The 1207-nt window shown below is 60.6% G+C and carries 3 protein-coding genes; all 3 read right to left on the bottom strand.

Annotated elements, in window-relative coordinates; translation table 11 throughout:
- The coding region (locus ACLIRY_RS27135; RefSeq protein WP_413208526.1) for a hypothetical protein at window positions 1-227 on the bottom strand (227 nt) is incomplete at its 3' end.
- 59 nt (window positions 228-286) lie between these two features.
- A complete protein-coding gene (locus tag ACLIRY_RS27130) occupies window positions 287-766 on the bottom strand; it encodes a hypothetical protein (protein WP_413208525.1) in 480 nt (159 codons plus the stop codon).
- A gap of 32 nt (window positions 767-798) precedes the next feature.
- Window positions 799-1056: a thermonuclease family protein gene (locus ACLIRY_RS27125; RefSeq protein WP_413208527.1), complete on the bottom strand. Its 258-nt coding sequence runs from the start codon at window positions 1054-1056 to the stop codon at window positions 799-801.
- Between the last annotated feature and the right edge of the window lie 151 nt (window positions 1057-1207).

Below are 1207 nucleotides of genomic sequence, written 5' to 3'. Positions count from 1 at the left end.
AAGGTCATCCGGTCTCCATGAAGACTTTCGATATAGGTGAACATGGTCGTAACCGGAGTAATCATCCCGCTCACATCTTGTGTCGTTATGTGACCGTTTTCATCCACGCTCGTACTGTAGAGTGAGCCGCGACACTCCTCCCCCTTAATCCCTTCGGGTTCCTGGGCCATCAGTATTGGCGCGAAAAGACCGGCGACCACCACGGCACTGGCGGCAGACTTGAACATGAGCTTCCTCCAATCGGTCTCAATACGGTGCGGTGACCGTCTTTTCCCCTGGCGCCCCATCATTTCGGGTCATTCATGACGATGTCTCCGGTCAGGCTGACCCAGGTCACCGTATCGACGGCGATCTCATCGACCGGCAAACCCACACGACCTCGAAAGTCATTAACGGACGCAACACAGCCGTCCACGGGAGGACCCGAGACCGGCACCGCCTTTCCCTCCTGTCCGACAATCGCGGTTGCGCAGACCGCCCGACGGGTGTTTCCGGGTTCGAGAGGCAGGACCCTGGCCCGGATCTCGTCACCGACGAACACGATTCCTTTCCCATCACGGCTCATGGCCGAATGGAGCATGTGCAGGGTGAGTTGATCTCCGTCCACGGCGTCGATCACCGCAAACATGGTCGTTCCCTGGGTGATCACGCCTTCGGTAGTCCCGACGGCCCCCACCACCTCATACCCCGACGGCTTCGGGTCACAGGCCGCAAGCGGGAAAAGACAGGCCACGACAACCGCGACACCGGCGACAGGCTTCAACATCGTCGCTCTCCATTCTCTGGTTTGTTGGTGGATCATCGGCACACCCCGGCCCGGGACACCCGGGCATAGGCGCCGCCACTGTAGCGCGGCCAATCCCGGGCACAGCCGCGCCGGACCAGGTCCTCGGCCAAATCCCGGTCCCCGGCGAAGCACCGAGCCACGGCCCGGCCATACCGATCCCTATCAATGACCCGACAGGCGACAGGACCATCCCCAAGGAGGGCGCGAAGCACCTCCCGCGCGGCGGGTCCTTCCCTTGTGGAAAGTTCCGGAGCATCGACGCCCCAGATGCGGATCCGGGTGGCGATGCCCTGAACCCGGAAAAGTCACCGGGCAGTCGGCTGAGCTTAGAAAGAGTGAATGATAATAGTGAGTTAGGTTATAATGGAGGCTGGGTGAGAAATTACGGGGTGTTTTTCAGGGATGCGGTTTGGCGATCAT

The organism is Rhodospirillum sp. A1_3_36 (genome assembly GCF_047263945.1).
Taxonomy (GTDB): Bacteria; Pseudomonadota; Alphaproteobacteria; order Rhodospirillales; family Rhodospirillaceae; genus Rhodospirillum.
Note: the sequence above shows the minus strand (reverse complement) of the source record. Positions and strands in the feature narration are given on the sequence as shown.

Coding starts and splice junctions, on each gene's coding strand:
- ACLIRY_RS27130 (WP_413208525.1), bottom strand. CDS start 766: ATGTTGAAGCCTGTCGCCGGTGTCGCGGTTGTCGTGGCCTGTCTTTTC.